The organism is Vibrio navarrensis, from assembly GCF_000764325.1.
GTDB lineage: Bacteria > Pseudomonadota > Gammaproteobacteria > Enterobacterales > Vibrionaceae > Vibrio > Vibrio navarrensis.
The window spans coordinates 541631-567236 of the sequence record NZ_JMCG01000001.1; the positions used below are offsets into that span (position 1 = coordinate 541631).

At 49.0% G+C, this 25606-nt stretch carries 20 protein-coding genes, 2 tRNA genes, 3 rRNA genes and 1 pseudogene; 19 read left to right on the forward strand and 7 right to left on the reverse strand.

All coding sequences use genetic code 11. The features are described from left to right. Window positions 1–9: 9 nt before the first annotated feature. Window positions 10–459 carry a zinc uptake transcriptional repressor Zur gene (gene zur, locus EA26_RS02420; RefSeq protein ID WP_039423265.1) on the reverse strand — a complete coding sequence of 150 codons (450 nt, stop codon included), beginning with the start codon at window positions 457–459 and terminating at the stop codon, window positions 10–12. 302 nt (window positions 460–761) lie between these two features. On the opposite strand from zur, the gene dusA reads away from it, so the two are divergent. The 12 genes from dusA to EA26_RS02480 all read left to right on the forward strand — a co-directional run bounded on the left by dusA (window position 762) and on the right by EA26_RS02480 (window position 13491). Further along, window positions 762–1742, forward strand: a complete 981-nt coding sequence (gene dusA, locus EA26_RS02425; RefSeq protein WP_039423267.1) for a tRNA dihydrouridine(20/20a) synthase DusA — start codon at window positions 762–764, stop codon at window positions 1740–1742. A 158-nt stretch (window positions 1743–1900) separates the two neighbouring features. Continuing rightward, window positions 1901–2119, forward strand: a complete 219-nt coding sequence (pspG, locus tag EA26_RS02430; protein WP_039423269.1) for an envelope stress response protein PspG — start codon at window positions 1901–1903, stop codon at window positions 2117–2119. Between the two features lie 98 nt (window positions 2120–2217). Next, window positions 2218–2880, forward strand: coding sequence for a TIGR04219 family outer membrane beta-barrel protein (locus EA26_RS02435; RefSeq protein ID WP_039423271.1), 663 nt, complete (start codon window positions 2218–2220; stop codon window positions 2878–2880). A 160-nt stretch (window positions 2881–3040) separates the two neighbouring features. Then, window positions 3041–3271, forward strand: coding sequence for a hypothetical protein (locus EA26_RS02440; protein ID WP_039423273.1), 231 nt, complete (start codon window positions 3041–3043; stop codon window positions 3269–3271). 90 nt (window positions 3272–3361) lie between these two features. After that, a complete protein-coding gene (locus EA26_RS02445; protein WP_193244159.1) occupies window positions 3362–5215 on the forward strand; it encodes an assimilatory sulfite reductase (NADPH) flavoprotein subunit in 1854 nt (617 codons plus the stop codon). Further along, window positions 5215–6948: an assimilatory sulfite reductase (NADPH) hemoprotein subunit gene (cysI, locus tag EA26_RS02450; protein WP_039423276.1), complete on the forward strand. Its 1734-nt coding sequence runs from the start codon at window positions 5215–5217 to the stop codon at window positions 6946–6948. Before EA26_RS02445 ends, cysI begins: the two co-directional genes overlap by 1 nt. Further along, entirely contained in the window at window positions 6941–7714 is a 774-nt protein-coding gene (locus EA26_RS02455) for a phosphoadenylyl-sulfate reductase (protein ID WP_039423277.1), read from the forward strand. The genes cysI and EA26_RS02455 overlap by 8 nt, the downstream gene beginning before the upstream one ends. A 555-nt stretch (window positions 7715–8269) precedes the next feature. Beyond that, a 16S ribosomal RNA gene (locus EA26_RS02460) occupies window positions 8270–9814 on the forward strand. Window positions 9815–10121: 307 nt separating this feature from the next. Beyond that, window positions 10122–13009 (forward strand): 23S ribosomal RNA (locus EA26_RS02465). Between the two features lie 113 nt (window positions 13010–13122). Further along, a 5S ribosomal RNA gene (rrf, locus tag EA26_RS02470) occupies window positions 13123–13238 on the forward strand. Together the 16S, 23S and 5S rRNA genes with 2 tRNA genes alongside form the textbook arrangement of a ribosomal RNA operon. Window positions 13239–13292: 54 nt before the next feature. Beyond that, window positions 13293–13369, forward strand: a tRNA-Asp gene (locus EA26_RS02475). A 45-nt stretch (window positions 13370–13414) separates the two neighbouring features. Next, window positions 13415–13491 (forward strand) — tRNA-Trp (locus tag EA26_RS02480). 53 nt (window positions 13492–13544) lie between these two features. On the opposite strand, the pseudogene EA26_RS22135 reads toward EA26_RS02480, so the two are convergent. The 5 genes and pseudogenes from EA26_RS22135 to argR all read right to left on the reverse strand — a co-directional run. Then, window positions 13545–14168, reverse strand: a pseudogene (locus tag EA26_RS22135) (IS630 family transposase); the annotation flags it as partial. Window positions 14169–14237: 69 nt separating this feature from the next. Beyond that, window positions 14238–14675 carry a universal stress protein gene (locus EA26_RS02490; protein WP_039423279.1) on the reverse strand — a complete coding sequence of 146 codons (438 nt, stop codon included), beginning with the start codon at window positions 14673–14675 and terminating at the stop codon, window positions 14238–14240. Window positions 14676–14749: 74 nt separating this feature from the next. Further along, entirely contained in the window at window positions 14750–17329 is a 2580-nt protein-coding gene (locus EA26_RS02495) for a TRAP transporter permease (RefSeq protein ID WP_039423283.1), read from the reverse strand. A gap of 212 nt (window positions 17330–17541) precedes the next feature. Further along, window positions 17542–18510, reverse strand: coding sequence for a TAXI family TRAP transporter solute-binding subunit (locus EA26_RS02500; protein ID WP_039423285.1), 969 nt, complete (start codon window positions 18508–18510; stop codon window positions 17542–17544). A gap of 348 nt (window positions 18511–18858) precedes the next feature. Then, window positions 18859–19329, reverse strand: a complete 471-nt coding sequence (gene argR / locus EA26_RS02505; protein ID WP_039423288.1) for a transcriptional regulator ArgR — start codon at window positions 19327–19329, stop codon at window positions 18859–18861. 376 nt (window positions 19330–19705) lie between these two features. Here argR and mdh point away from each other — a divergent pair, with 376 nt between their 5' ends. Further along, window positions 19706–20638: a malate dehydrogenase gene (mdh, locus tag EA26_RS02510; RefSeq protein WP_039423290.1), complete on the forward strand. Its 933-nt coding sequence runs from the start codon at window positions 19706–19708 to the stop codon at window positions 20636–20638. Between the two features lie 140 nt (window positions 20639–20778). Beyond that, on the forward strand, window positions 20779–20964 hold the full coding sequence (locus tag EA26_RS02515; protein WP_039423292.1) for a hypothetical protein: 186 nt from the start codon (window positions 20779–20781) through the stop codon (window positions 20962–20964). A 66-nt stretch (window positions 20965–21030) separates the two neighbouring features. Here EA26_RS02515 and ispB read toward each other — a convergent pair whose 3' ends face one another. Continuing rightward, window positions 21031–22002, reverse strand: coding sequence for an octaprenyl diphosphate synthase (ispB, locus tag EA26_RS02520; protein ID WP_039423294.1), 972 nt, complete (start codon window positions 22000–22002; stop codon window positions 21031–21033). Window positions 22003–22273: 271 nt separating this feature from the next. Between ispB and rplU the strand changes: the two genes are divergently transcribed. The 5 genes from rplU (at window position 22274) to EA26_RS02545 (ending at window position 25598) form a co-directional block, all read left to right on the forward strand. Continuing rightward, on the forward strand, window positions 22274–22585 hold the full coding sequence (gene rplU / locus EA26_RS02525) for a 50S ribosomal protein L21 (protein ID WP_000271393.1): 312 nt from the start codon (window positions 22274–22276) through the stop codon (window positions 22583–22585). Window positions 22586–22605: 20 nt separating this feature from the next. Then, entirely contained in the window at window positions 22606–22863 is a 258-nt protein-coding gene (rpmA, locus tag EA26_RS02530; RefSeq protein ID WP_004401772.1) for a 50S ribosomal protein L27, read from the forward strand. Between the two features lie 154 nt (window positions 22864–23017). After that, entirely contained in the window at window positions 23018–24184 is a 1167-nt protein-coding gene (gene cgtA / locus EA26_RS02535) for an Obg family GTPase CgtA (protein WP_039423546.1), read from the forward strand. A 173-nt stretch (window positions 24185–24357) separates the two neighbouring features. Next, window positions 24358–25125 (forward strand): threonine/serine exporter family protein, encoded by a 768-nt coding sequence (locus EA26_RS02540; protein WP_039423547.1) that lies wholly within the window; start codon window positions 24358–24360, stop codon window positions 25123–25125. Then, complete coding sequence (locus tag EA26_RS02545) at window positions 25113–25598, forward strand: threonine/serine exporter family protein (RefSeq protein ID WP_081946435.1); 486 nt, start codon at window positions 25113–25115, stop codon at window positions 25596–25598. The genes EA26_RS02540 and EA26_RS02545 overlap by 13 nt, the downstream gene beginning before the upstream one ends. The last annotated feature ends 8 nt before the right edge of the window (window positions 25599–25606 follow it).

Sequence of the window (25606 nt, forward strand, 5' to 3'; positions counted from 1 at the left end):
CTTTTTCTTTCACTGTGAGGCACAGGCTTTACAGATACCATGAGTTTCAATCACTTGATTGGTCAGCTTAAAGCCATACTTTTCAGCATTATTGGCCAACAAGGATATCAGTGTCTCATCCTGAAGTTCAACGACGTCACCACATTTATCACAAATCAGTAGCTGAAAAAAATGTTGTTTTGCGTTGCATGAGCAGCAGGAGATAAAACTGTTGGTTGACTCAACCCTATGAATAAAACCCTGCTCCATTAAAAAATCTAAAGCGCGATAGACGGTTGGAGGTTTGGCTTGAGGTTCACTCTCTTTTAATTGCTCCAGCAGATCATAGGCGCTGGACGCTTTCGAATTTGAACAGATCAGCTCAAAGACTCTTTTACGTTGCGGAGTCAAGCGGACTCCTCTTGCCGAACACAGGCCTTCTATTTGCTCAAGTAGTGTGTGGTCCAAATCTTTCACCATATTAATTGGACTTTCTTAATAATAAACTATTTCTATACGAAGATCGTTGAGAAACCAATAAAATTGCTAATAACGCTTAGTCAATCTCACAAATCGTTTGTGCAACGTCTGCCTGCTGCAACGATAAATGGAAAAGCACGTCAGGTAAAGCGAGTGTGGCACAAGCTGCGGTGAACCAGTACAATATCGGCCCAAAATTTGATATTCAGTCAATCGGTATACGTAACCGTGCAACCACTTTGATCGTGCGCCGTTACTTATTCTGATTGGCCAGCTGTTGTGAACTAGTAGGATTAACTCTCATGACCCACTCCTGTCGCCTTTCTGTCGCTCCCATGCTCGATTGGACCGATCGTCATTGCCGTTACTTTCACCGTTTGATGACCAAAGAGACCCTACTCTATACCGAAATGGTGACGACGGGCGCGATCATTCATGGTAAAGGCGATTTTTTAGCATATAACGAGGAAGAGCACCCGGTTGCATTGCAGTTGGGAGGTTCAAACCCACAAGATCTCGCGACTTGTGCCAAGTTGGCGCAAGAGCGTGGCTATGATGAGGTGAACCTTAACGTTGGATGCCCATCTGATCGGGTGCAAAACGGCCGTTTTGGGGCGTGCCTAATGGCTGAGCCACAATTGGTGGCAGATTGCGTTGCAGCGATGAAAGAGGTGGTGGATATTCCGGTGACGGTCAAAACCCGTATTGGTATCGACGATCAAGACTCTTATCAGTTTCTCACCGATTTTGTGTCAATAGTGGCAGAAAAAGGCGGTTGTGAGCAGTTCACCATTCATGCGCGTAAAGCGTGGCTCAGCGGTTTGAGCCCGAAAGAGAACCGCGAAATTCCGCCATTGGATTACCCTCGCGCGTATCAGCTGAAGCAAGACTTCCCGCATTTGACTATTGCCATCAATGGTGGCGTCAAGTCGCTGGAAGAGGCCAAAGAGCATTTACAACATTTGGATGGCGTGATGATTGGGCGTGAAGCATACCAAAGCCCTTATCTGTTAGCCTCGGTTGATCAAGCGCTGTTTGGTTCTAGTGCGCCGATCAAGAAACGTCGTCAGATCGTGCAAGAGATGTACCCTTACATTGAGCAGCAATTAGCTCAAGGTGCTTACTTGGGTCACATGACTCGTCACATGCTGGGGCTGTTCCAAAATATGCCGGGCGCACGTCAATGGCGTCGTCACATTAGTGAAAATGCGCATAAACCGGGTTCAGGTATTGAAGTGCTTCAGCAAGCGCTGGCGAAGATCCCTCAGGAACTGGATGTGTAAAATTAACTACTAGTAGGTAAAAATCACCATTCTTTTCAATAAGCCAACCGACGGTTTTCAACCTTTAGGTTGGCTTTTTCTTTTATATCATTGATTTACACTTTTTAAAAACTTGGTACGGAACCTGCTCTAACGAATAAAAACAAAGGAGAATGGCTATGTTCGAGTTGATTTTTATTCTGGTCTTTGCAGCAACTTTATTGGTGACAGGCATTACAATGATGACTGTCTTTGCCGCTACCGCGATAGCACTGCTGGTGATGGTGCTTTTGGGCATGCTCGGATTTGTCTTGAAACTATTACCTTGGTTGATTGTGATAGCGGTGGGTATTTGGTTCTTTAAGCATGTGGTTGCCTCACCAAAGTGTAAATCGTAAGGTCCGGTGATTTTATGCGGAGTGTGCGCTGAGAGTGTGATAGGATCCGCCCTCAGCGTTACCTCTCATTCATCTAGCTATACCGGAGTATCAGTTTCATGCTTAGAACCTTGGCAATATCGGCCGCAGCCTGCACTTTGTCTCTCAGCTTTCCTTTGCTTGCGGACTCGGGTCTTGATTTTACCGCCGGCGCTGAGTTTTGGAGCGTCAGCACCAAGGTAAACGAAGTGAAGCGCGATACGGTGGCAACAGGCACTGTGTATGCTTCGTTAGAGCACCCAATCAAGTACTTGCCGAATGCGCGTTTGCGCTTCTCCTCGGTTGATGCCGACTACATGGCTTTCGATAAGTTGGATGCGACGTTTTACTACCAAGTGCTGGATCACGAGTTATTGCATTTTGATGCGGGCATCACGGTGAGCGATTTGAGCAATAGCAAATACCTAGACTTAGCCACGCCCGGGGCTCAGGCAAAATCGTTTGATGAACTGATTTGGGCTTGGTACGGCTACGCGGAAATCACAGTACCAGAGACTCAGTTTGATGTGATCGGTGAAATGAACTTTGGCGACAGCAAAGGGATAAAGAGCACCGACTTGATGGCGGGTATGCAGTACAAAATGCCGCTTGAGCAATCTCAGTTAACTTTGCGTGCCGGATATCGTGTGATTGATTTGGAATCAGACACGTTTGCTTCATCTCTGGGGAAACCGTTCATTTTTGCCAACGGCTGGTTTCTGGGCGCGCAATACCGTTTTTAATGCCCTTTAAGCGAATGAATGGGATGATAGATGAGGTCACTTAATTATAAGCGGCCTTTTTTTATATCTGTTTTTTATATCTCTAGCGATTTTTCTCGCATAACGGCCAATCTCATCCATGCTTATTGAGAAACTAATTCATAGTCAGACAGGGGCAAAGATGACCATTACTGAGCTACGGAATTTATTCAGAGAGAAGCAATTGGTGGAGGCGATTATTGAGCCATCGATTCAGGAAGGAACGTGGGTAGTGGAGTTTCGCCATGCACGTGGCGGTTTTGTGTTGCTCACCGATAGTCATGGTGGTGAATGTCTTTATGATGATTTGGATGAGGCTTCCAAATCCGCTCTCGCGGTTGGCTTTCAGCAAGTCAGAGTCGAAGGCCGCTAGCCTCTCATTTCCTTACTTCCAAAAAGTTATAAAACATGCTCATCTATTCTTTCTTGTTATTAAGAGGAGTGGTTAATCTATCGTCACGCAATGAATAAGGAAGTCGTGACAATGTCTTCAGGAAACACCATACCAAAAGAGCTCGCTGGGCTTGCAAGCCCACTCAACGACTCGCAGCTAAACCAGCTGCAACAAACGATTTCACAACTCTCACCTCAGCAAATGGCTTGGGTGAGCGGTTATTTCTGGGGGCTCAGCCAGTCTCAGACGCTGGGCGCATCAGCCCCTTTGACTCAGGCGGCAGCACTGACCGCCGCAAAACCTGCAGGCAAGCTGACCATTATCTTTGCTTCGCAAACCGGTAACGCTAAAGGTGTGGCCGAAGCATTAGAACAGGAAGCTCAGGCGGCTGGTATTGCGGTGCAACTATTTGATGCCAGTGATTACAAAGGCAAAGATCTGGCGAAAGAAACGCACGTGATCTTTGTCGCTTCAACCAATGGCGAAGGCGAAGCGCCGGACAACGCGCTGGAACTGCATGAATTCCTGCAATCGAAAAAAGCCCCGAAACTGCCCAACCTGCAATACGGTGTGATTGGCTTGGGTGACTCAAGCTATGAGTTCTTCTGTCAAACCGGTAAAGACTTCGATGCTTTCCTTGAAAAACTGGGCGCGACACGCTTTATCGATCGCGTAGATTGTGATGTGGACTACGATGCGCCTGCTGCCGAATGGCGCGCTAAAGCATTAGAAAGCGTCAAAGAAGCCTTGGTGAGCAGTCAAGCGCAAGTGGTTCAGCTTCCTGTTGGTCACGCTGCGACTTCTCACTCTCAATACAACAAACAAAATCCTTACACGGCGACATTGCTGACCAGCCAGAAAATCACTGGCCGCGATTCGGGCAAAGACGTGCGTCACATCGAAATCGATTTGGCGGACTCGGGCCTGACATATCAACCGGGCGATGCGTTGGGCGTATGGTATGAAAATAGTGCGCAGTTAGCGAATGCGGTCGCAGCGGCGGTAGGGCTGTCTGGTGTTGAAAGCGTCGAAGTTGACGGTGAGAGTTTATCGCTGCACAGCGCACTGGTGAGCAAATACGAAATTACCGGGGCGAATCCGCAGTTCGTCACTAAGTTTGCCGAGCTCTCTGGCAGTAAGAAACTGCAAAAGCTGGTGGAAGACAAAGACAAGCTACGCGAATACGCGGCGAACACGCAAATTGTCGATGTATTAAAAGAAAAGAAAACCAAGCTCTCGGCGGAACAGTTGATTTCTCTGCTGCGTCGACTCACGCCACGTCTGTACTCTATCGCATCCAGCCAGTCGGAAGTAGATGAAGAAGTACATTTGACGGTTGGCATCGTGGAATACGATGTGGATGGCGAAGTGCGTCAGGGTGGGGCATCCAGCTATTTAGGTCAACGCCTAGAAGAAGGCGAGCCGGTGAAAGTGTTCATCGAGCACAACAACAATTTCAAACTGCCTCAAGACGATTCCACGCCAGTGATCATGATTGGTCCGGGCACCGGCATAGCGCCGTTCCGCAGCTTTATTCAAGAGCGTGACAATCGCGGCGCCGATGGTAAGAACTGGTTGTTTTTTGGCGATCGCACCTTCACTCAAGATTTCCTCTACCAAGTGGAATGGCAGAAATACCTCAAATCAGGAATTTTGACGCGTTTGGATGTGGCCTTCAGCCGTGATCAACATGAAAAAGTGTACGTGCAACACCGTGTGTTGGAACAAGCTGAGCAGGTATGGCAATGGCTACAAGATGGCGCTTACGTTTACATCTGTGGTGATGCAACGCGCATGGCGAAAGATGTCCATGAAGCGCTTCTCGTCGTCGCGCAGCAACAAGGCGGCCTGACACGTGAAAAAGCAGAAGAATATTTTAATGAGCTTCGTAAAGCGAAACGTTACCAGAGGGATGTGTACTAATGAGCAGCAAGATTGAAAACAACGTACAGGAAGTCCTTGGCGAAGTACTCGGCTCGCTTTCTGATAATGAACGTCTCAAGCGCGAAAGTAATTTCCTACGTGGTACGATCGAACAAGATCTGCAAGATCGCATTACGGGCGGATTTACCGCCGATAACTTCCAACTGATCCGCTTCCATGGCATGTATCAGCAGGATGACCGCGACATTCGCAATGAACGTACCAAACAAAAACTGGAGCCGCTGCACAATGTGATGCTGCGAGCTCGTATGCCGGGCGGCATCATCCAGCCAAAACAGTGGTTGGCGATCGATAAGTTTGCGACCGAACACTCGCTGTATGGCAGTATCCGTCTGACGACTCGCCAGACGTTTCAGTTCCATGGCGTTCTGAAACCGAACATTAAATTGATGCACCAGACGCTCAACAGCATCGGTATCGATTCGATTGCGACCGCGGGTGACGTAAACCGTAACGTACTATGTACCTCAAACCCGGTGGAGTCTGAGCTGCACCAAGAAGCGTACGAGTGGGCTAAGAAAATCAGTGAGCATCTGCTGCCAAAAACGCGCGCTTATGCCGAAATCTGGCTGGATGGCGAGAAAGTTGAAGCCACCGATGAAGAACCGATTCTGGGCAGTAACTACTTACCACGTAAATTCAAAACGACCGTGGTGATCCCGCCACAAAATGACGTGGACGTGCATGCCAACGATCTTAACTTCGTGGCGATTGCGGACAACGGCAAGCTCGTTGGTTTTAACGTGCTGGTGGGTGGTGGTCTGGCGATGACGCATGGCGACACCTCGACTTATCCGCGTCGCGCGGATGACTTCGGCTTTATTCCACTGGATAAAACGTTAGACGTGGCTGCTGCCGTGGTAACAACACAACGCGATTGGGGTAACCGTTCAAACCGTAAGAATGCGAAAACCAAATACACTCTGGATCGTGTTGGCGTGGATGTCTTTAAAGCGGAAGTGGAAAAACGCGCAGGCGTCACTTTTACTGAAAGCCGTCCATATGAGTTCACCGAACGCGGAGATCGCATCGGCTGGGTAGAAGGCATTGATGGTAAGCATCACCTGACACTGTTCATTGAAAACGGCCGTCTGTTAGATTTCCCGGGTAAGCCGCTTAAAACTGGCGTGGCGGAAATTGCTAAGATTCACCAAGGCGATTTCCGTATGACGGCAAACCAGAATTTGATCATTGCTGGTGTGCCTGCCGATAAAAAAGCCGCGATCGAAGCATTGGCAGTGTCACATGGCTTGATGGACGGCAGTGTTAGCGAGCAGCGTAAGAATTCGATGGCGTGTGTGGCGTTCCCAACCTGCCCACTGGCGATGGCTGAAGCTGAACGCTTCCTGCCGGAGTTTGTCACTCAGGTCGAAGGCATTTTAGAAAAACATGCGCTGCCCAAAGAAGAGAACATCATTTTACGTGTCACTGGCTGTCCGAACGGTTGTGGACGCGCGATGCTGGCTGAAATAGGTCTCGTGGGTAAAGCGCCTGGCCGCTACAACTTGCACCTCGGTGGCAACCGCGCAGGAACTCGTGTGCCGAAGATGTATAAAGAGAACATCACCGACAAACAGATCCTGGAAGAAATTGATACGCTGGTGGAACGCTGGGCGAAAGAGCGTGAGGCGGGTGAAGGCTTTGGCGACTTTACAATTCGCAGCGGCATCATTCAGGAAGTGATCGTTTCTAAGAGGGACTTTTATGCCTGAGATCGTCTCAGCTCCGAATTTGGCGGAGTTGCTAACATTGACTAAGGTGGAGCAAACGCTCCGCTTGGCCGAGGTTAACGCTTATCTAGAAACGCTAACGGCGCAAGAGCGTGTCGTTTGGGCGCTGGAAAACCTGCCGGGTACTCATGCGGTCTCTTCCAGCTTTGGCATTCAGGCGGCGGTGATGCTTCATTTGGTGACGTCAGTCAACAAAGACGTCCCAGTGGTCCTGACCGACACAGGCTACCTGTTTCCGGAAACCTACCAGTTTATTGATCAACTGACGGAGCGTTTGGATCTGAATCTCAAGATCTATTCTGCAGAAATATCGTCAGCGTGGCAGGAAGCGCGCTTTGGTAAGCTGTGGGAGCAGGGGGTTACGGGGATTGAGCAATATAACCGCCTTAATAAAGTCGAACCGATGCGCCGTGCGCTGCATGAACTTGAAGTTGGCACTTGGTTCTCGGGCTTGCGCCGTGAGCAATCGAAGTCGCGGGCGACCTTACCGATTCTTGCAGTACAAAATGGTGTCTTCAAATTCCTTCCGGTGATCGATTGGACCAATAAAGATGTCCACTATTACCTGAAAGACAACGATCTGCCTTATCACCCGCTTTGGGATCAGGGATACCTGTCAGTCGGCGATACACATACCACACGTAAGTGGGAACCGGGAATGAGTGAAGAAGAAACGCGATTCTTTGGTTTGAAGCGAGAATGTGGGCTGCATGAAGAATCTCCTGAGCAAGATGGCTCAGGTATCTAATTTGCCCAATATAGAAAAAGCCGCGTCAGCGGCTTTTTCTATATATAAGTGGTGTAGACTCGCCGCGATCAAATGGCTAAAAAGAATAACTCTGTGGATAAGCTGTATGCATCTTTGGGGTAAAATTGGATAAATAAGGCTTTGAGCGTTAATTCATCACTTAAGTGTTATTTTTGCATTTTTTCATAAAAAGCACTTGCCAATGTGATCGCAATCTCTATAATGCCACCTCGCTGACACGGCAAGGCTCCATAAGGAACCAAGGCAAATCAGCAAGGCGTTTTAGCCAGGTGGTTCACCTGAAAAAGTTTTGAAAAAAGTGGTTGACACAGACACTTAACTCGCTAAAATGGCCGCCTCTTCCACGGTGACTCAATCACTGAAGTAGGAAGAAAGCTCTTTAACAGTATAAACCTATCAATCTGTGTGGGCACTCGTTGATGATAATCGCAAAAGATTTATCAATGAACTGAGTGACCAAAACGAATCGCAAGATTCGGCACAGTCAATTTATTCAGTATTCATTGAGCCGAAGCGCAAGCTTCAAAAAACTTTTAATTGAAGAGTTTGATCATGGCTCAGATTGAACGCTGGCGGCAGGCCTAACACATGCAAGTCGAGCGGCAGCACAGAGAAACTTGTTTCTCGGGTGGCGAGCGGCGGACGGGTGAGTAATGCCTGGGAAATTGCCCTGATGTGGGGGATAACCATTGGAAACGATGGCTAATACCGCATGATGCCTACGGGCCAAAGAGGGGGACCTTCGGGCCTCTCGCGTCAGGATATGCCCAGGTGGGATTAGCTAGTTGGTGAGGTAAGGGCTCACCAAGGCGACGATCCCTAGCTGGTCTGAGAGGATGATCAGCCACACTGGAACTGAGACACGGTCCAGACTCCTACGGGAGGCAGCAGTGGGGAATATTGCACAATGGGCGCAAGCCTGATGCAGCCATGCCGCGTGTGTGAAGAAGGCCTTCGGGTTGTAAAGCACTTTCAGTTGTGAGGAAGGTGGTGTTGTGAATAGCAGCATCATTTGACGTTAGCAACAGAAGAAGCACCGGCTAACTCCGTGCCAGCAGCCGCGGTAATACGGAGGGTGCGAGCGTTAATCGGAATTACTGGGCGTAAAGCGCATGCAGGTGGTTTGTTAAGTCAGATGTGAAAGCCCCGGGCTCAACCTGGGAATTGCATTTGAAACTGGCAAACTAGAGTACTGTAGAGGGGGGTAGAATTTCAGGTGTAGCGGTGAAATGCGTAGAGATCTGAAGGAATACCGGTGGCGAAGGCGGCCCCCTGGACAGATACTGACACTCAGATGCGAAAGCGTGGGGAGCAAACAGGATTAGATACCCTGGTAGTCCACGCCGTAAACGATGTCTACTTGGAGGTTGTGGCCTTGAGCCGTGGCTTTCGGAGCTAACGCGTTAAGTAGACCGCCTGGGGAGTACGGTCGCAAGATTAAAACTCAAATGAATTGACGGGGGCCCGCACAAGCGGTGGAGCATGTGGTTTAATTCGATGCAACGCGAAGAACCTTACCTACTCTTGACATCCAGAGAATCTGGCGGAGACGCTGGAGTGCCTTCGGGAGCTCTGAGACAGGTGCTGCATGGCTGTCGTCAGCTCGTGTTGTGAAATGTTGGGTTAAGTCCCGCAACGAGCGCAACCCTTATCCTTGTTTGCCAGCGAGTAATGTCGGGAACTCCAGGGAGACTGCCGGTGATAAACCGGAGGAAGGTGGGGACGACGTCAAGTCATCATGGCCCTTACGAGTAGGGCTACACACGTGCTACAATGGCGCATACAGAGGGCGGCCAACTTGCGAAAGTGAGCGAATCCCAAAAAGTGCGTCGTAGTCCGGATTGGAGTCTGCAACTCGACTCCATGAAGTCGGAATCGCTAGTAATCGTGGATCAGAATGCCACGGTGAATACGTTCCCGGGCCTTGTACACACCGCCCGTCACACCATGGGAGTGGGCTGCAAAAGAAGTGGGTAGTTTAACCTTTCGGGGAGGACGCTCACCACTTTGTGGTTCATGACTGGGGTGAAGTCGTAACAAGGTAGCGCTAGGGGAACCTGGCGCTGGATCACCTCCTTATACGATGATTATTGCGATGAGTGTTCACACAGATTGATGGTTTTGAAGCAAATGCTTCGAGCTATTATTGCTCTTTAACAATTTGGAAAGCTGACAAAGTAATTTATCTTCATGGATAGATTACTTGTAAAGTTCTCAATGTTTGTCTTGATGACAAACACCAACAAAACACATTCAAGTGTTCTTGGGAATGTCACTTATAGTGACAATTCAAAATTGAGTCCGGCAAATCAATGCTATCTCGCTCATTCAAATAATGAGATAGCGAACTTTGGTTGTTTAAACAGAAGACCCTTTGGGGTTGTATGGTTAAGTGACTAAGCGTACACGGTGGATGCCTTGGCAGTCAGAGGCGATGAAGGACGTACTAACTTGCGATAAGCGGTGATGAGGCAGTAAGAGCCACTTGAGTCACCGATTTCCGAATGGGGAAACCCACTTACATAAGTAAGTATCGCTGCATGAATACATAGTGCAGCGAAGCGAACCGGGAGAACTGAAACATCTAAGTACCCCGAGGAAAAGAAATCAACCGAGATTCCGAAAGTAGCGGCGAGCGAAATTGGATTAGCCCTTAAGCTTTATATGCGTTAGACGAATGGTCTGGAAAGGCCAACGATACCGGGTGATAGTCCCGTAGTCATAGGCGCATGTTCAGTGAAATCGAGTAGGGCGGGACACGTGTTATCCTGTCTGAATATGGGGGGACCATCCTCCAAGGCTAAATACTCCTGACTGACCGATAGTGAACCAGTACCGTGAGGGAAAGGCGAAAAGAACCCCTGTGAGGGGAGTGAAATAGAACCTGAAACCGTGTACGTACAAGCAGTAGGAGCAGGCTTTGTCCTGTGACTGCGTACCTTTTGTATAATGGGTCAGCGACTTAATGTTAGTAGCAAGGTTAACCGCATAGGGGAGCCGTAGGGAAACCGAGTCTTAACTGGGCGTATAGTTGCTAGCATTAGACCCGAAACCGAGTGATCTAGCCATGGGCAGGTTGAAGGTTGAGTAACATCAACTGGAGGACCGAACCGACTAATGTTGAAAAATTAGCGGATGACTTGTGGCTAGGGGTGAAAGGCCAATCAAACTCGGAGATAGCTGGTTCTCCCCGAAAGCTATTTAGGTAGCGCCTCGGACGAATACTACTGGGGGTAGAGCACTGTTAAGGCTAGGGGGTCATCCCGACTTACCAACCCTTTGCAAACTCCGAATACCAGTAAGTACTATCCGGGAGACACACGGCGGGTGCTAACGTCCGTCGTGGAGAGGGAAACAACCCAGACCGCCAGCTAAGGTCCCAAATTACAGCTAAGTGGGAAACGATGTGGGAAGGCTTAGACAGCTAGGATGTTGGCTTAGAAGCAGCCATCATTTAAAGAAAGCGTAATAGCTCACTAGTCGAGTCGGCCTGCGCGGAAGATGTAACGGGGCTAAGTTGTAAACCGAAGCTGCGGCAATGTTCTTGGAACATTGGGTAGGGGAGCGTTCTGTAAGCCGTTGAAGGTGTGTTGTAAAGCATGCTGGAGGTATCAGAAGTGCGAATGCTGACATGAGTAACGACAAGGGGGGTGAAAAACCTCCCCGCCGGAAGACCAAGGGTTCCTGTCCAACGTTAATCGGGGCAGGGTGAGTCGACCCCTAAGGCGAGGCCGAAAGGCGTAGTCGATGGGAAACGGGTTAATATTCCCGTACTCGATCAAATTGCGATGGGGGGACGGAGAAGGCTAGGTGGGCCTGGCGACGGTTGTCCAGGTTCAAGTGCGTAGGCTGAGTGTTTAGGTAAATCCGGACACTCGATAGGCTGAGACACGACGTCGAGCTACTACGGTAGTGAAGTCATTGATGCCATGCTTCCAGGAAAAGCCTCTAAGCTTCAGATTTGATGGAATCGTACCCCAAACCGACACAGGTGGTCGGGTAGAGAATACCAAGGCGCTTGAGAGAACTCGGGTGAAGGAACTAGGCAAAATGGTACCGTAACTTCGGGAGAAGGTACGCTCTTGATGGTGAAGTCCCTCGCGGATGGAGCTGACGAGAGTCGCAGATACCAGGTGGCTGCAACTGTTTATTAAAAACACAGCACTGTGCAAAATCGCAAGATGACGTATACGGTGTGACGCCTGCCCGGTGCCGGAAGGTTAATTGATGGGGTTAGCGTAAGCGAAGCTCTTGATCGAAGCCCCGGTAAACGGCGGCCGTAACTATAACGGTCCTAAGGTAGCGAAATTCCTTGTCGGGTAAGTTCCGACCTGCACGAATGGCGTAATGATGGCCACGCTGTCTCCACCCGAGACTCAGTGAAATTGAAATCGCTGTGAAGATGCAGTGTACCCGCGGCTAGACGGAAAGACCCCGTGAACCTTTACTACAGCTTGGCACTGAACATTGAACCTACATGTGTAGGATAGGTGGGAGGCTTTGAAGACGTGACGCCAGTTGCGTTGGAGCCGTCCTTGAAATACCACCCTTGTATGTTTGATGTTCTAACGTTGGCCCCTCATCGGGGTCGCGGACAGTGCCTGGTGGGTAGTTTGACTGGGGCGGTCTCCTCCCAAAGAGTAACGGAGGAGCACGAAGGTGGGCTAATCACGGTTGGACATCGTGAGGTTAGTGCAATGGCATAAGCCCGCTTAACTGCGAGAATGACGGTTCGAGCAGGTGCGAAAGCAGGTCATAGTGATCCGGTGGTTCTGAATGGAAGGGCCATCGCTCAACGGATAAAAGGTACTCCGGGGATAACAGGCTGATACCGCCCAAGAGTTCATATCGACGGCGGTGTTTGGCACCTCGATGTCGGCTCATCACATCCTGGGGCTGAAGTCGGTCCCAAGGGTATGGCTGTTCGCCATTTAAAGTGGTACGCGAGCTGGGTTTAGAACGTCGTGAGACAGTTCGGTCCCTATCTGCCGTGGGCGTTGGAAGATTGAAGGGGGCTGCTCCTAGTACGAGAGGACCGGAGTGGACGAACCTCTGGTGTTCGGGTTGTGTCGCCAGACGCATTGCCCGGTAGCTAAGTTCGGAATCGATAACCGCTGAAAGCATCTAAGCGGGAAGCGAGCCCTGAGATGAGTCTTCCCTGACAGTTTAACTGTCCTAAAGGGTTGTTCGAGACTAGAACGTTGATAGGCAGGGTGTATAAGCGCTGTGAGGCGTTGAGCTAACCTGTACTAATTGCCCGTGAGGCTTAACCATACAACACCCAAAGGGTTTTGATGGACTCAAAACAAGAACAAAAACTTGAATGTGTTAAAAAGAACGTAAACAGCTTTCCAGATTATTCTCTAGAAATAGAGAGAAAGAATTTGCTTGGCGACCATAGCGTTTTGGACCCACCTGACTCCATCCCGAACTCAGAAGTGAAACGAAACAGCGTCGATGGTAGTGTGGGGTTTCCCCATGTGAGAGTAGAACATCGCCAGGCTTTTAATATCGTATTAGGCATTGCCTGATACCAGACTTACAGTCTAACTGATGCGGAGCGGTAGTTCAGTCGGTTAGAATACCGGCCTGTCACGCCGGGGGTCGCGGGTTCGAGTCCCGTCCGCTCCGCCACTTATAAAGAGACCTTGCTAGCGTGCAAGGTTTTGTCAAATCTGCAGGGGTGTAGCTCCAATTGGCAGAGCAGCGGATTCCAAATCCGCGTGTTGGGAGTTCGAATCTCTCCACCCCTGCCATCATTGAAAGCCTCAGTCGAAAGACTGGGGCTTTTTTATACCAATCTGGAAAATTAACTGGTCAGGTCAATCCACTCTCTTGTGCACTTTTTGCTAACCCTATCTGTACTGTCCAAGAATCGATTCCAAGCCTTGCACACTGTCTCCACGATATCCTCATAATCGGTAAAACTCTGATTGGCAAGAGAGTGTTGTCTGAGCCAACTCCACACTTGTTCCATCGGGTTTAGCCCTGGGGAATAGGGCGGGAGCTTGATGATACTGACATTGCTAAACGGTTCTGCAATGTCATTGGTATGCCAACTCGCCCCATCCATAATGATGACGGCATGACGTCCTTTTTCAGTGTTTGCCGATATTTGCTTTAAATGCTCGATCATGATCTCTTTATTAACCCAAGGAACGATCATCGCTTCGCCAATTCCTTTCGCGGGACAGACAGAACCAAACAGATACGCATATTCAAATTGTTATTGCTTCACGGCTCTGGGACGTGTTCCTTTCTCTGCCCATAACCGTGTTGTTGTGTTTTGTTGCCCAAATATGGCTTCATCTTGAAACCAGACATCAACGTGCTCTAGAGCGATATGTCCTGGGATCTTAAGGATCGTTTCAATTTTGAATTTTTTAAATTCGTCTTGGATTTGTTCAGGTTGAGAGGGGGAGAGTGTGCGAGAATATCTAGGAAAAGCCCTTGTGGGGGGAAATACTCCCTCTCAGCAGAACTGAGAGGGGGATAGAACTATTCAGCCTTGCGGTTTGACGACTAAGACATTGATTGGCGAGTTTTCGACCACTTTGCTCGCCACAGAGCCGAGGACCACTTTGTCGATCTTCGAACGTTTATGACTCGGCATGATAATCAAGTCCGCACCGAGTTTTTCTGCATAATCGAGAATGGTTGCATATGGTTTGCCTTCGGCAACGTGTACCTTGTATACCACATCTTCAGCGATGTGCTCGCTAGCAAATGCTTTCAACTGCTGCGCTACATCTTGTTTCATTTTCTGTGCCGCATCTTTGGGAAAATACGTCGAGACCATCGACATATGGATTCCCGGTAACACATTGAGAAGATGCAGTTCGGCATTGGCTTGGCGAGCGTGCCATACCGCCAGTTCGACCGCTTTATCTGAAAAGCCTTTGTCATTTAAATCAACAGGAACAAGAATTTGTCTGTACATGGTGATATCTCTAATTGTGTGTTCAGTAGACGACGGTGAGATAAAGATAGCCCCGAAAACGAGGCTACTACAATTTAAGCGCTCATCTGTTCCTTGCGAGCACGGCGTTTTTGGTTGGTGGCCAGCAGTAGCAGTATCAGCAAACAAGGGGCGAAAACCCACTCTTTCATTGGCCGATCCGCCTCTTGTACCACCGATTGAATCTCCCAATCGAAGTCGATACCAGAGGCTTCTGCTGGGCTGCCAAATTCGACCATATCGACCAGCATTTTCCCGTCTTTCTCTATCAGAGAGAGACCCATTGAACTGAGTCGTTCTTCTGCTGTGATGGCATCGTCAGCAAAAGGCAGTTGCACGGTTTTCTCGACATGTTCTCCAGTCAGGTTTTCGCCGGCAACACGAAGTTCGAGCGATTGTCCTACATTCAGTGCGGCCGTGATTTGCGTTACCTCAACTCCCGGTGAAAGAACTTTGGCGGGATACAACATATCCCACCAGAAGCCAGGACGGAAAAACGAGAAGGTCAGTATTAGCAGGAGCAAAGTTTCCCACCATTTGTTCTTGGTAAACCACCAACCTTGAGTTGCCGCAGAAAAGATCAACATCGCGGTGATGGAGGAGAAGATGGTCAAAGCCAAATGCCACCAAGTATCAATTCCCATCAACAGCAGTTGAGTGTTAAACACAAACATAAACGGCAAGATGGCGGTGCGGATATCGTAGGCAAAACCTTGAATACCCGTACGGATTGGATCGGATTTGGCGATTGCCGCGGCAGCAAATGCGGCTAAGCCGACCGGTGGCGTATCGTCGGCCAAAATGCCAAAGTAGAACACGAACAGGTGAACGGCAATCAGTGGAATGATCAAACCGTGCTGCGCACCGAGTGTGACTATCACGGGAGCCATCAAGGTTGATACCACGATGTAGTTGGCCGTGGTGGGCAGCCCCATACCGAGGATCAAACTGATCACTGCGGTAAAGACAAGCATCATGATCACGCTGCCGCCGGAGATAAACTCGACAAAGTCGGTCATCACTAAACCGATACCCGTCAGGGTCACAACGCCAACTACTGTACCTGCGGCCGCTGTGGCAACGCCAATGCCGATCATGTTACGCGCGCCAGAGACCAAGCTTTCTGCAAGATCGACAAAGCCCGCTTTGGTTTGCTCAGTGAGATCGTCACTCTTAGTTAGCCACGCTGTTAGTGGACGCTGGGTGATCAAGATGAAAATCATAAACACCGTTGCCCAAAATGCAGACAGACCCGGTGAAAAGCGCTCAACCGTTAAACACCACACTAGTACGACGATAGGCAAAAGGAAATGTAACCCCGATTTGATGGTTGGACCGGGATCGGGTACTTCGGTCAGCTCTGCGTCGATCTCGATAGCACCATCTTTGCTGTGGTTGGCTGATACTTTGAGCAGTAAAACGTATGACATCAGTAACGCTGTCATGACAATCGGTGTTGCCGCCGCGCCAAACACATCTTTCGTCCAGCCAATACCGTAGTAGACCGCAGCGCTTATGACGCATAAGGCGACAATCGTGCCAGTAAACGACAGCAGGCTTTGTAAAAGAGTTGGGTTGTGGCGACGTGGGAGGCCAGTCATGCCTGCCTTGCACGCTTCTAAGTGAACAATGTATATCAGAGCGATGTAAGAAATCAGTGCAGGCAAGATGGCGGCTTTGATCACTTCGACATAAGAGATGCCAACGTATTCCACCATCAAAAACGCAGCCGCGCCCATAATCGGGGGAGTAAGTTGGCCGTTGGTTGAAGCAGCGACTTCCACTGCGCCGGCTTTGGTACCCGGAAAGCCTACTCGTTTCATCAAAGGAATGGTGAACGTGCCAGTGGTCACTACGTTGGCGATAGATGAGCCGGAAACTAAGCCAGACAAACCCGAAGCGACCACTGCTGCTTTCGCTGGACCGCCGCGCATGTGTCCGAGCAGTGAAAAGGCCACTTTAATAAAGTAAGCACCCGCCCCTGCGCGCTCTAGCATGGCGCCAAACAGCACAAAGAGGAAAACGAACGAGGTCGATACCCCAAGTGCAACACCAAAGACCCCTTCGGTGGTGAGCCACAGGTGAGACATCGCCTTATTGAGGCTAGCGCCTTTATGGGCTATCACTTCCGGCATGTAAGGACCAGCAAAAGTGTAAAGCAGAAAGACGGCAGCGACTAACATCAACGGTGGACCCAATGCTCGGCGTGTCGCCTCAAGTAGCAAAACCATGCCCGTTACTGATGCGATAATGTCGAATGTCGTTGGTGCTCCTGAGCGGCTTGCCAGCTCGGTATAAAAAATGTAGATGTACGCGGCAGAGAAGCTGCCCGCCAACGCCAGCAACCAGTCAACTAGAGGAATGCGATCGCGTGGCGAGCTTTTTAAGGCCGGATAGGCGGTAAAAGCGAGAAAAACAGCAAAGGTTAGGTGAACCGCTCGGGCCTGAGTATCGTTGAGAATAGCGAAATTAAAAATAAATGGCAGCGGCGAAGCATACCAAAGCTGGAACAGTGACCAGCAAAGTGGGACAAACCAGAGAATTTGTCCCGGTAATCCATTCGGATTCCGTGCGCCAGTATCGGCTTGTGCCACCATTTCTTGCACATCTTGTGACGTAGTTTGGTTCGCCGTCATGTACGTTTCCTTATTATTGATGGTCCGGTGTCTATCGGTATCGAGTTATCAGCACGCCTCGCTCTGGTAAGGACGATACGTGTGGTGACTCATGGATGGTTATTATTTTTATTGCAGCGCAGCCTTGTGGCAGCGAAATGATGCTCTTGACCTAAGAATCGTGGTCAATAGAAGGCAGGAGTTTGTTCTCCTGCCTGAACTTAGGGCGAAATTTACTTCAGAAGTCCCACTTCTTTATAGTATTTCACTGCGCCTGGATGTAGAGGGATAGAAATCCCCGCTTTCACCATATCTTCTTTCTTCAGATTGGCGAATGCTGGGTGAAGGCGCTTGAAGGTATCAAAGTCTTCAAATACGGCTTTGGCCACATTATAAGCAACGGCATCGGATACGTCCGCTGATGTCACCAGTGTTGCCGCTACACCAAAGCTTTTCACGTCGGTGTTGGTGCCACGATACATATCGGCTGGGACTGTGGTGTAAGTGTAGTACGGATTGTCCGCAACCAGCTTGTCGATCTGTGGGCCCGTGGCCGAAATCAGCTTGGCATCGCAAGACGTCGTGGCTTCTTTGATAGAGCCATTTGGGTGACCAACCATGTAGATGAAGGCATCGATCTTGTTGTCGCACAGAGCTTGTGAACGTTCAGAACCTTTCAACTCTGATGCCAGTTTGAAGCTTTCATTGGTCCAGCCCATAGCGTTCATTACCACGCCCATAGTGGCACGGTCACCCGAACCTGGGTTACCAATGTTCACGCGTTTACCCGCCAAATCTTTCAAGCCCTCAATACCAGAGTCAGAGCGAACGATGATGTTGAACGGTTCTGTGTGCAGAGAAAAAACAGCGCGCAGCTTTTTGTAAGGGCCGAACTCGGAAAACTCACCAAGGCCGTTGTAACCGTTGTACTGAGAGTCTGACTGTACGACGCCAAAATCGAGCTCGCCAGCACGAATGGTATTGACGTTATAACCTGATCCCCCCGTTGATTCGACAGAACAACGGATATTGTGATCTTTACGTCCTTTGTTTACCAGCTTACAAATTGCACCACCCGTTGGGTAGTAAACCCCAGTCACTGAGCCTGTCCCAATGGTGATGAATTCTTGAGCGTTTACTGCACCAGCACCCATTACAGCAGCGGCGATAGCACCCACTTTAACAAGTTTTTTTAATGCCATGAATGTTCCTTCCTTATTCATTATCAACCCTAAAGTCTGTGTCATGTGCTTTAGGAGTTTCCTTTTGGGAAACGGCACCTTTTCCAACACTTCAGTTTGAAAAAGTGGCCGAATAATAACAAATAATTGGCAGAAAATTATACGATTGTTAAAAGTTGTAGCTAAAAAATCTAGCCAAATTGACGAGGACTAGAGCGCTTTGAATGTAATGTCACATAATTATCAATGAGTTAAATTGCTCTAATCCGTCACAATCAAAAACGTTGATTGCGTGAAAGGGATCACAAATTCTATCGAGCGGTGATCCCTTCCCCATAAGCCTAGTAGAGCAGAGACAGGCTAAGGTATTTAACCTGCGTATTCAAACAGGTCGCAGACGGAATTAAATAGCTGCTCTGTGGTAATGCTCAAGGTCGGCGTGATGAAGATGGTGTCGTCTCCGGCCACCACGCCCAAAATGCCTTCCGACTTGCCCAGTGAGTCCAAAAGGCGTGCGATTAACTGCGCTGCGCCAGGGCCTGTATGGATAACGACCAAGGCTTGGTTGTAGTCGACATCCAACACTAACTCACGTAGCGAGCTGCTGACGGTAGGAACGCCTAGTTCAGCCGGCAAACAGTAGACCATCTCCATTTTGGCATTGCGTGTGCGCACCGCGCCAAATTTGGTCAGCATGCGAGAAACTTTGGACTGGTTGATGTTATCAAAACCTTCATCTCTGAGGGCATCAACAATCTCGCCTTGAGAGCCAAAGCGTTCTTCTTTCAATAAAGCTTTAAAAGCACGGACGAGATTATCTTGTTTTTCTGAATTGCGCATAGCAGCTAATATTTCCGATTCTATTTTCATCTTGCATATTCTCGCATAGATATTCATTAAGTGCCAAAGGGGGCGTGTAATCTGCTAGAGATGTCACTGTAAACATTCTACGAAGTGGCATTCACTGCTTGGATAACTCAATGCCTGACGATGGCGTAATTTGATTTTTGACAGAGAGTTAACTCGTTGTCATGCATAGAAATTGTGTGGATAATCTGCTTTTTTTGTGTGGCACGCAATATGTGAGTTGCGCGAAGTCGCAAAGCGAGCGTTAATTGATTGTAATCAAGTTGTGATTGCTATAGTTTTCTACACAGATGTTTACGAAGTACCCTACGAAAACGTTTATAAGAGATCACTCTCAAGGAGAACTACAATGAAAGTAGCTGTTATTGGTGCCGCGGGTGGCATCGGTCAAGCCCTAGCTCTTTTACTGAAGAACCGCCTGCCAGCGGGTTCAGATTTAGCCCTATACGATATTGCTCCTGTTACTCCTGGTGTTGCTGCGGATCTAAGCCATATTCCAACGCCAGTTTCGATCAAAGGTTACGCGGGTGAAGATCCAACTCCTGCACTTGAAGGTGCGGATGTGGTGCTGATCTCGGCTGGTGTGGCACGTAAACCTGGTATGGATCGCGCCGATCTGTTTAATGTCAACGCTGGCATCGTAAAAGCACTGGCGGAACGTATTGCGGTCGTTTGTCCAACGGCGTGTGTTGGTATTATCACCAACCCAGTGAACACAACCGTGCCAATCGCCGCTGAAGTACTCAAGAAAGCTGGCGTTTATGACAAGCGCAAACTGTTTGGTGTGACCACGCTGGATGTGATTCGTTCTGAAACTTTTGTCGCTGAACTAAAAGGTAAAAACCCTAATGAAGTCCGCGTTCCGGTTATCGGTGGTCACTCAGGCGTAACCATCTTACCGCTACTTTCTCAGGTGGAAGGTGTTGAATTTACCGATGAAGAAGTTGCAGCGCTGACGAAACGTATTCAAAACGCAGGTACTGAAGTGGTTGAAGCTAAAGCGGGTGGCGGCTCAGCGACTCTCTCTATGGGGCAAGCTGCATGTCGTTTTGGCCTTGCGTTAGTGAAAGCGCTTCAGGGGGAGGAAGTGGTTGAATACGCATACGTCGAAGGCAATGGCGAGCATACCAGCTTCTTCGCGCAGCCAGTCAAACTGGGTAAGAACGGCGTAGAAGAGATCCTACCATATGGCGAACTCAGCGCATTTGAGCAAGCCGCTCTTGATGGCATGCTGGATACGCTACAAGGCGACATCCAAATCGGTGTTGATTTCGTTAAGTAATCACTCCAACAAACACTTTTATTTTAAAGCCGATCTTTACGATCGGCTTTTTTGATCCCTCTTTTCTCTTTCTGCGTATGTTAGATCGTCAGTGATCCAAGCGAAAAGTAACACGCTTTCATCAAGAGAGGAGAGAGACGATGGAAACCTGCGCCATTCGCAAAGGGATGTTGGTGGAGTGTCAGCAAGGCGTTGGCACCATATTGGCCGTTGATCGAGAAATGGAAATGGTCTTGGTGGAAAAAACAGGGACGCAGCAACAGCTCGCATTGCGTTTTGATGAGATTGAAGCGGCTGCGTCGCCCTGCAGCGAGCGCCGTGAATAAATGAGGCAAAAAGGAAGAACTGGCATTCTTCCTTTTTGATTAACGATGGTTTTTGATTAGTGACGGTTACTTGCTGCGGTTGACCGCCATATGCGCTAAAGCGATCAAAGCCTGCTTGTACTCAGATTCCGGCAAAATCTCCAGCTCAGCGATGGCTTTGTCGGCTTCTTCAACCGCTTTGGCTTCGGTGTAAGCCAGTGAGCCTGCCTGATACATCGCCGCCATGATCTCATCAAGACGTTCCATGCCATTGGCCTTTTCGATCGCTTCACGGATCATTGCAGCGTTTTCTTCGCTGGTGTGACGCATCGCATGCAGTAGCGGTAGAGTGGGTTTACCTTCCGCGAGATCATCTCCGACGTTTTTACCCATCTCTTCACCGTCGGAAGTGTAATCCATCACATCGTCGATTAACTGAAACGCCGTGCCAAGGTATTTGCCGTAATTTTGTAGCGCAGTCTCAACGTCGGCTGGTGCGTCGGTCAGAATAGCCCCGATCTGCGTTGCGGCCTCAAATAAGCGTGCGGTTTTCGAATAGATCACCTGCATGTAGCTCTCTTCGGTCGTTTCGGGGTCATTGCAGTTCATTAATTGCAAGACCTCGCCTTCGGCGATCACGTTAACAGCGTCGCTCATCAGCTTTAGGATCTTCATGGATCCCAGCTCTGTCATCATCTGAAATGAGCGAGTGTAGATGAAATCACCAACCAGCACGCTGGCAGCATTGCCAAACGTGGCATTTGCTGTTGCTTTGCCACGGCGCATGTCCGACTCATCCACGACGTCGTCATGAAGCAAGGTCGCGGTGTGGATAAATTCAATAAAAGCAGCGGCTGTGGTGTGGGCATCACCTTGATAACCCAACGCACGCGCAGACAATACCGCCAATAAAGGGCGGAGACGTTTACCGCCACCACTGATGATATAAAAACCAAGTTGGTTGATTAAAGAAACATCAGAATTCAGTTGAGCTTGAATAGTTTCATTCACTTTTGCCATGTCATCGGCAGTAAGCGCTTGGATAGTTTTAAAATCCATTGTATATCCGGCTGAAGTTAGACCCTGCAAGGCTTATAGGATTTGTATAATTCTCGAATAATACACTAAAAAACATTGATTAATACATTACTAAAAGGCATGATTGCGGCACTTTTCTTTGGCGATTAGCTTTTCGCCAATTTTTTCAAAATATGGCTTGTCATAGGGGCATCCTTTCTGTAGAATCTGCGCCCTATTGATGATTAGTTTAGCGCACACCCTTATCGCACAAAATGTATGCATAGGCTGTGCGGAAAGAGCGGAGTAAAATATGTACGCTGTTTTCCAATCTGGTGGTAAACAACACCGTGTAAGCGAAGGTCAAACTCTTCGTTTAGAGAAATTAGACGTTGAAACTGGTGCAACTGTTGAATTTGATAAAGTTCTGCTTGTTGCTAACGGCGAAGACATCAAAGTTGGTGCTCCTCTAGTTGAGGGCGGTAAAGTAGTTGCAGAAGTGGTACAACACGGTCGTGGCGATAAAGTGAAAATCGTTAAGTTCCGTCGTCGTAAGCACTCTCGTAAGCAACAAGGTCACCGTCAGTGGTTCACGGAAGTGAAGATCACTGGTATCAACGCGTAATCTAATAGGAGAGTTTAACAATGGCACACAAAAAAGCTGGTGGTTCTACTCGTAACGGCCGTGATTCAGAAAGTAAACGTCTGGGTGTTAAGCGTTTTGGTGGTGAATCTGTTCTAGCAGGTAACATCATCGTTCGTCAGCGCGGTACTAAGTTCCACGCTGGTAACAACGTTGGCCTAGGTAAAGACCACACTCTATTCGCTTTGACTGACGGTAAAGTTAAGTTCGAAGTGAAAGGTCCTAAAAACCGTAAATTTGTAAGCATCGAAGCTGAATAATTTAGGTTTCTAGCTGAATTGAAAAGCCCTGCCGTTACGGTGGGGTTTTTTATTGCAGTCGACATATTCAAAATACCTTTAATCGGTGTCTTCGATCTGTCATCTGCTAAAATGTAGTGAAATTGATTTACAGGCGAAGTAGTCGGAGTAAAAGATGAAATTCGTTGATGAAGCGGTAATTAAAGTCCAAGCTGGCGACGGCGGAAGCGGTGTGGTGAGCTTCTGGCGTGAAAAGTTCGTAACCAAAGGCGGCCCAGACGGCGGCGACGGTGGTGACGGCGGTGATGTCTACATCCAAGCTGATGAAAACCTAAATACGCTGATTGATTACCGTTTCCAGCGCTTCTACGAAGCTGAACGCGGCCAAAACGGTGGCGGTGGTAACTGTACTGGTAAGCGCGGCAAAGATATTACCCTGCGTGTGCCTGTAGGCACGCGCGCGGTCGACATCCACACCAATGAAATCGTGGGCGAAGTGGCTGAACACGGTAAGAAGGTGATGGTAGCGAAAGGTGGCTGGCACGGTTTGGGCAATACCCGCTTTAAATCGTCAGTGAACCGTGCGCCACGCCAGAAAACGCTGGGTACTAAAGGTGAAATTCGTGAGTTGCGCCTTGAGCTGCTTTTGCTTGCTGATGTCGGCATGCTAGGGCTGCCAAACGCAGGTAAATCTACCTTTATCCGCGCTGTTTCTGCGGCAAAACCGAAAGTGGCCGATTACCCGTTCACTACCTTAATTCCAAGTTTGGGTGTGGTAAGTGTCGTGCCAGAAAAAAGTTTCGTGGTTGCCGACATTCCAGGGCTGATAGAGGGTGCAGCCGATGGGGCTGGTTTAGGGATTCGCTTCCTCAAGCATCTTGAGCGCTGTCGAGTGCTGCTGCATATGATCGATATTTTCCCGATTGATCAATCGGATCCGGTGCAAAATGCGCTGACGATCATCGATGAGCTTGAGCAGTACAGCGAGAAACTGGCCAATAAACCGCGTTGGTTGGTGTTCAACAAAGTCGATTTAGTGAGCGAAGAGCAAGCCGACGAGATCATTCAAGAAGTGATCGATGCGCTAGGTTGGGAAGATCAATATTTCAAGATCTCAGCGATCAATCTTCTAGGCACCAAAGAGCTTTGCTACAAACTGGCAGACTACATGGAAACCTTGCCTCGTCAGGCTGAAGAGATCTCAGAAGAAGAGAAAGTGAACTTCATGTGGGATGACTACCACAAAGATGCCATCGCTGGCCGCGATGTGATCACCGAAGATGACTGGGATGATTGGGACGACGAAGAAGATGACGGTCACGTTATCTATGTGCGTGAGTAATCGCTCAGGGTAAAAATAGTAAGCCGCAATCATCAATTGCGGCTTTTTTGTATTTACATCATTTTTGGTCGCTTGCTTTTCGGGCAGAATATGACCTTTTGCAGTATTGCTGCACTTTGGTAAGTTAGATTGGCTGGCAAATCGCTAGTGATTAAAGGGAATTAGGATATTTTATGGCATCGAATCAGAGAGCGATTTCTCGATTGGTCGCTCAGGCGGGGCAGATGTTGTTAGCGCATGGTGCAGAAAGCACCTTGGTTGGCGATATCATGCGCCGCATTGGCATCGCGTCGGGCGTAAACGAAGTGGAAGTGGCGCTGTCGGCTAATGCGTTGGTGGTCACTACGGTCAAGAATGGCCACTGTATTACCACGACACGCAGTTGTGCGGATCGTGGTATCAATATGAAGGCGATTACGGAGATTCAGCGCATCTGTATCATGATGGAAAAAGGCATTTTAGATTTTTCCATGGCGCAGAAAAAACTCAATGCCATCAGCCCTGAACGTTACAATCGTTGGCTGGTGGTGGCGATGATCGGCCTCTCTTGCGCCTCATTTGCTCGTCTTGCTGGTGGCGATTGGGCGGTGTTTTGGATGACGTTTTTGGCCTCTGCGTGTGGCATGATCGTGCGCCAAGAGATTGGTCATCGTCACTTCAATCCGCTGCTCAACTTCGCAGCGACAGCATTTGTCACCACCTTAATTTCCGCGCAAGCGGTTAATTTCTCGATTGGTAATCTCCCAACCGTCGTGATGGCATCCTCGGTCTTGATGCTAGTGCCAGGCTTTCCGCTCATTAATGCGGTAGCCGATATGTTAAAAGGACATATCAACATGGGGATTGCGCGTTTTATGATGGCGAGTCTGCTCACGCTGGCGACCAGCCTCGGCATTGTCGCTGCCATGGGGATTACTGGTATTTGGGGATGGATGAGCTAATGGATTTAGTACAACTTCTCGTTGGTCTGTTGAATGACATGTTTTTTGCTGCCATTCCTGCAGTGGGGTTTGCCTTGGTGTTTAACGTGCCACCTCGAGCATTGATCTATTGTGCGCTCGGCGGAGCACTTGGTCACGGTAGCCGCTATTTGATGCTCAAGTTTGGTATTCCAATTGAGTGGGCAACGTTTTTCGCCGCAACGTTAGTGGGGATGATTGGGGTGTACTGGTCGCGTAAATTGCTCGCACATCCGAAAGTGTTTACCGTGGCGGCCTTGATTCCGATGGTCCCGGGCGTATTTGCTTTTAAAGCGATGATCGCTATGGTGGAGATCAACCATATGGGCTACACCCCAGAGTTGGTGGCGACGTGTTTAGAGAACTTCCTCAAAGCGATGTTTATCATTGCAGGCTTAGCCATTGGCCTTGCGGTGCCTGGGCTGTTATTCTACCGCCGCAGACCGATAGTGTAGGAAAAACG